This window comes from Bacillus sp. JJ1127 (assembly GCF_036965845.1).
In the GTDB taxonomy this organism is placed as follows: domain Bacteria; phylum Bacillota; class Bacilli; order Bacillales; family Bacillaceae_G; genus Bacillus_A.
In genome coordinates this window covers 1-4,613 of the sequence record NZ_JBALQK010000368.1, presented here as the reverse complement: position 1 = coordinate 4,613, position 4,613 = coordinate 1, and the positions used below count along the sequence as shown (strand labels likewise).

Below are 4,613 nucleotides of genomic sequence, written 5' to 3'. Positions count from 1 at the left end.
ATTTAAAAGTAACTAATAATATTGTTTCGATATCTTGCTGTTATATTCAATTCTTGGCTTTTTCAGAAAATAATCAGTTATAGTGAGGTTGTCAAATAGTAAAGGTAACGAAATCAAACAAATAGGAGAGCCCGAATGGAAAATATAATTAGAAAACAAATCTTTGAACTCATTGATACAGACTATCAGAAGTTTTCGGCCACACTTATACCTACTATTAACAATGTATTAGGTGTTCGGCTGCCAGGGCTTCGTAAAATAGCTAAAAAAATTGTAAAGGGTGACTGGCACACTTACCTTGAAACTGCAAAAGATGAATATTTTGAAGAAATCATGCTGCAAGGTATGGTTATTGGCTATGTTAAGACGGATATTGAAGAACTCCTGTTTTATGTGGCTTCGTTCGTGCCAAAAATTGATAATTGGTCGGTATGTGACAGCTTTTGTACAGGTCTTAAATCTACAAAGGAAAATAAAGAGCGTGTATGGGAGTTTTTACAGCCCTATCTGTCTTCTAAGAAAGAATATGAGATACGATTTGGAGTGGTTATGCTCCTAGACTTTTATATCGAGACTGAATATATCGAAAGGGTGCTCAACCTCCTGGATCGTGTAAAGCATGAAGGGTTTTATGCCAAAATGGCGGTTGCGTGGGCTGTCTCTATCTGTTATGTGAAACTTCCCGATTCAACAATGGAATATTTGAGAAACAACACGCTCGATGATTTTACATATAATAAAGCCTTGCAAAAAATTACGGAATCTAATCGTGTGGATAAAGAAACAAAAAGTCTTATCCGCAGTATGAAACGGGATAGGGAAGTAAAGAAGTCAATGAAATTGAGACAACCTGAAAAATAAGTTTGCATATGAAAAGTGTACGTTTATGTATCACTGTAATTCTATTTACAAAAAATCCGAACTGATTCAATATCATAATAATCCAAAATATCTTTTAAATTCTGCAGCAAATCGATATCTCGACTTACAAGTGGGCTCCTCGTCTGTACTAATAAGAAGTCAGGGGGATCTTCTACCATAACCTTTAGTAGAGATTGCGTTACTTTTTCCTTATACTCTACTGGTTGATACGGGTCTGTGCTTGATGACATAAAAATGGTTACATTCCCTTTGGCTTTGGCGCGATGAAGCTCCTTTTTTAATAAATTCGCAGCTTCGTTTTTAACATCGACCCAATCTCCCCATTCCCCTTCTCGAAAAAGGGATACAGGCATTTGGCGTACATAACAATATGAACACCCAAATGAACAGCCTGTATAAGGATTTAGTGAATGAGTATATCCAGAAAGAAAGCCTGTACCTTTATTCAGAATGGTTTTCGGGTTTTTATAGAACAATTCGCTTTTCATGACGGAACCTCCTTTCCCTTCATTGTACGGCAATAATCACTCATTGCTGGAAGAAGCTTGTCTTTCCAAATCCAAAAGCAGTGTCTTCATTTCTAATCCGCCACGATAGCCAGTTAATGATCCATTCTTTCCTACTACACGATGACACGGTACGGTGATTAATACTGGATTAGCTCCAATGGCTGCCCCTACAGCACGAACAGCTGCTGGTTTATTTATATCATTTGCAATGTCGGAATAGGATTTCGTCTGTCCATAAGGAATTTCACAAAGTGCATTCCAGACTGCTAGCTGAAATTGCGTACCTACGTACTCAAATGGAACAGTAAAGGTTTTCCGCTTTCCTTCTAGATACTGAGTGATTTCAACGACATAGGGTTCAAGCTTTTCATCATCTTCAACAAGAGGACTTCCTGGAAAGCGTTTCTTAGCCCATTCGAACAATTCCTTGAATAGTTTGTTCTGTGAACCTACAAATACAAGCCCCTTTGAAGTTGAAGCAATATAAAAATTCCAATCCTTAAACTTTAGTAAAGACCAATAAAGGGCTGGTTTATTCTTTGTTTCCATTGTACTTTTCCTCCATTTTACTCATTTGACGAAATTGTGCTGGTGTCTGTCCAGTTTTCTTTTTAAATAAAGTAATAAAATAAGGCGCGTTAGCCATACCCACACATATGGCGATATCTCCAATCGCTTTATTTGTCTGAATCAAATACTTTTTAGCCGCGTGTACTCTAACTTGTTGCATATACTCAACCGGCGTAATGCCTTTAATCTTTTTAAATGTTCGATGCATATGATACGGACTCCCATGACAAATATCTGCTAACGATTCTAGAGTTAATTTTTCCGTGAAATTTTTATCAATGTATTCAGTAATTAAATCAACCCACTCGCTATCAGGCAGATTTTCATTAGTGGGCTTGCAACGTTTACAAGGGCGAAAATTTGCGCGGAGAGCTTGTTCTACGTTTGGAAAAATGCATACATTTTCTTTTTTCGGAACGCGAGATTTACAGGATGGTTTACAGAATATCCCTGTCGACTTTACAGCGTAGAAAAATTGATTATTGTACGCTACATCATTATTTATAATTGCTTGCCACTTTTCATCTGTTATCATTTCTACATCATTCGAAATTCTATGATCATGGCTCTCTTTATGTCCATTATTGATACTATCCGGCATTTATCTCACCTCTCCTTACAATATACTCCCTATAAATTCAGAATGTACAATTCTAGGAATGAAATAGCAAGATATTGAAGTTTAATTTTTATTTAGAATCGTGAAAAATGATTCCAAGACCATATCGTTCTCCAGAAGTAACCGTGCTTACTCCGTGACGAACCGTATTTTTGTAATATCCTTTTTTACCTAGAACAGGTCTATGGTTAGTAGGAAAGATCAGCGCACTACCTTGTTCTAAAGTAATTACATGTCCCCTACTCTGAGCACGAGGAATTTGCTCCACTAATAGAGATTCTCCACCGCAAAAGGCTTTATCTCGTTGATTTAATACAAATACTACTTGAAACGGGAAAAATATGTCGCCATATAAATCTTGATGCAAACAATTAAACCCGCCTGTTTCATACTTTAATATTAAAGGTGTCGGTCTAGTTTGTTCATATTCTTCACAGGTGTTCAAAAAATCTTGAAGATGATCTGGAAACTGTTCTGTTTTCTTTAAATAACCCAACCATCGATTGGCTGTTTTGGCCAATTCTAGATAAAAGGACTCCCTTAAACTTTGGATGATTTCAGGTAATGGATAGGAAAAATATTTGTACTCCCCATTCCCAAAGCGATATCTCGTCATATTGATTGTCGTTCTGTATGACTCTTCCTCACAATACAATTCTATGAAGAATTCACATTCCTCTTTTGTTAAAATCGCTGGAAGCTTTGCAAATCCTTGCTCATCTAATTCATTTTGAATTGAATCCCAATTTAAGTTTTCGACACGTGTTTTTATATCTTGGACCATTTTTATCCACTCCTATTTAGCATTCTTGATAACTAACACTATAACCTCATAAATAGAAAAAAATAAGGTATTTAGAATGTAATAGCAAGATAACGAAATTAATCAAGATTATTATGTGATAAAGTAAAACTTCAATCAGTGTGAATTTTCCTTCTAATTATTTTGTGAATATTATAGGAGATAGTATTAAGATGAGGAGAATGAAAAAGTGAAATGGCATGAAGTCAATGATGATATTATTATTACATTACCTGAAGAGTTTGACATGAATGCTAACCTAGGCTATCTAACAAGGGAAAAAAATGAATGCATGTATGAAATCGAGAACGGTATCATTACAAGAGTCATAGCCATTGGGGGAATTCGGTCCTTGGTACAGGTAAGAGTAATCGATAATAAACAAATGATTATTCAGTTCTTAAATGATTCTAGGCCTATTGAAGAGTGGCAACGGGAAGAGATTGTAAAATATATTCGTGAATGGTTTGATCTTGATAACGATTTAACCCCATTTTATGAAATGGCAAAAGCAGATCCATTACTTAAAATGCCTGCCCGAAAATTCTATGGATTGCGAGTCGTCGGCATTCCCGATTTATTTGAAGCTTTATGTTGGGGAGTTTTAGGGCAACAAATTAACTTAGCCTTCGCGTACTCCTTAAAGAAGCAATTTGTAGAAGGATTTGGCGATTCCATCGAATGGAATGGTAAAAAGTATTGGGTGTTCCCACCGTACGAACGAATTGCACAGTTAACACCTACCGACCTAGCAGATATTAAAATGACGGTAAAAAAAAGTGAATATATCATTGGAATTGCCAGATTAATGGCAAGTGGAGAATTATCGAGGGAAAAATTAATGAAAATGAACTTTAAAGATGCTGAAAAAAACTTAATTAAAATACGAGGAATCGGTCCTTGGACAGCCAATTATGTTCTAATGCGCTGCCTCAGGTTCCAGACAGCTTTTCCAATCGATGATGTGGGTCTTATTAATTCGATAAAAATATTACGTAATATGAACCGAAAGCCTACGAAAGATGAAATCTTAGAAATATCGTTTCCATGGAAAAACTGGGAATCATACGCTACCTTTTATTTATGGCGTATCCTTTACTGAATAATTACAACTTAAGCCGGAATGTACTCAATAAAAAGAGAATGAACTTTAAAATCTAATCCCTTCATTAATTAATCCTATATAAATATACAAGCACTAGAGTTAGTATAGTCATATGGATACAACTTA

The 4,613-nt window shown here is 35.7% G+C and carries 6 protein-coding genes; 2 read left to right on the top strand and 4 right to left on the bottom strand.

The features are described 5' to 3' along the window. The first annotated feature begins 135 nt into the window (after positions 1-135). Entirely contained in the window at positions 136-861 is a 726-nt protein-coding gene (locus V7183_RS24580; protein ID WP_335361163.1) for a DNA alkylation repair protein, read from the top strand. A 41-nt stretch (positions 862-902) separates the two neighbouring features. Here V7183_RS24580 and V7183_RS24575 read toward each other — a convergent pair whose 3' ends face one another. The 4 genes from V7183_RS24575 to V7183_RS24560 all read right to left on the bottom strand — a co-directional run bounded on the left by V7183_RS24575 (position 903) and on the right by V7183_RS24560 (position 3,364). After that, complete coding sequence (locus tag V7183_RS24575; RefSeq protein WP_335361162.1) at positions 903-1,370, bottom strand: SPL family radical SAM protein; 468 nt, start codon at positions 1,368-1,370, stop codon at positions 903-905. A 36-nt stretch (positions 1,371-1,406) separates the two neighbouring features. After that, positions 1,407-1,940, bottom strand: coding sequence for a methylated-DNA--[protein]-cysteine S-methyltransferase (gene adaB, locus V7183_RS24570; protein WP_335361161.1), 534 nt, complete (start codon positions 1,938-1,940; stop codon positions 1,407-1,409). Continuing rightward, a complete protein-coding gene (gene adaA, locus V7183_RS24565) occupies positions 1,924-2,562 on the bottom strand; it encodes a bifunctional transcriptional activator/DNA repair enzyme AdaA (RefSeq protein ID WP_335361160.1) in 639 nt (212 codons plus the stop codon). The genes adaB and adaA overlap by 17 nt, the downstream gene beginning before the upstream one ends. Positions 2,563-2,650: 88 nt before the next feature. Continuing rightward, positions 2,651-3,364, bottom strand: a complete 714-nt coding sequence (locus tag V7183_RS24560; RefSeq protein ID WP_335361159.1) for a 2OG-Fe(II) oxygenase — start codon at positions 3,362-3,364, stop codon at positions 2,651-2,653. Between the two features lie 208 nt (positions 3,365-3,572). Here V7183_RS24560 and V7183_RS24555 point away from each other — a divergent pair, with 208 nt between their 5' ends. Continuing rightward, positions 3,573-4,484: a DNA glycosylase gene (locus V7183_RS24555; RefSeq protein WP_335361158.1), complete on the top strand. Its 912-nt coding sequence runs from the start codon at positions 3,573-3,575 to the stop codon at positions 4,482-4,484. Positions 4,485-4,613: the final 129 nt, after the last annotated feature.

Bases quoted from the DNA above. Each gene is read 5' to 3' on its own strand.
- V7183_RS24560 (WP_335361159.1), bottom strand. From the start codon at position 3,364: ATGGTCCAAGATATAAAAACACGTGTCGAAAACTTAAATTGGGATTCA.
- adaA (WP_335361160.1), bottom strand. From the start codon at position 2,562: ATGCCGGATAGTATCAATAATGGACATAAAGAGAGCCATGATCATAGA.
- adaB (WP_335361161.1), bottom strand. From the start codon at position 1,940: ATGGAAACAAAGAATAAACCAGCCCTTTATTGGTCTTTACTAAAGTTT.
- V7183_RS24580 (WP_335361163.1), top strand. From the start codon at position 136: ATGGAAAATATAATTAGAAAACAAATCTTTGAACTCATTGATACAGAC.
- V7183_RS24575 (WP_335361162.1), bottom strand. From the start codon at position 1,370: ATGAAAAGCGAATTGTTCTATAAAAACCCGAAAACCATTCTGAATAAA.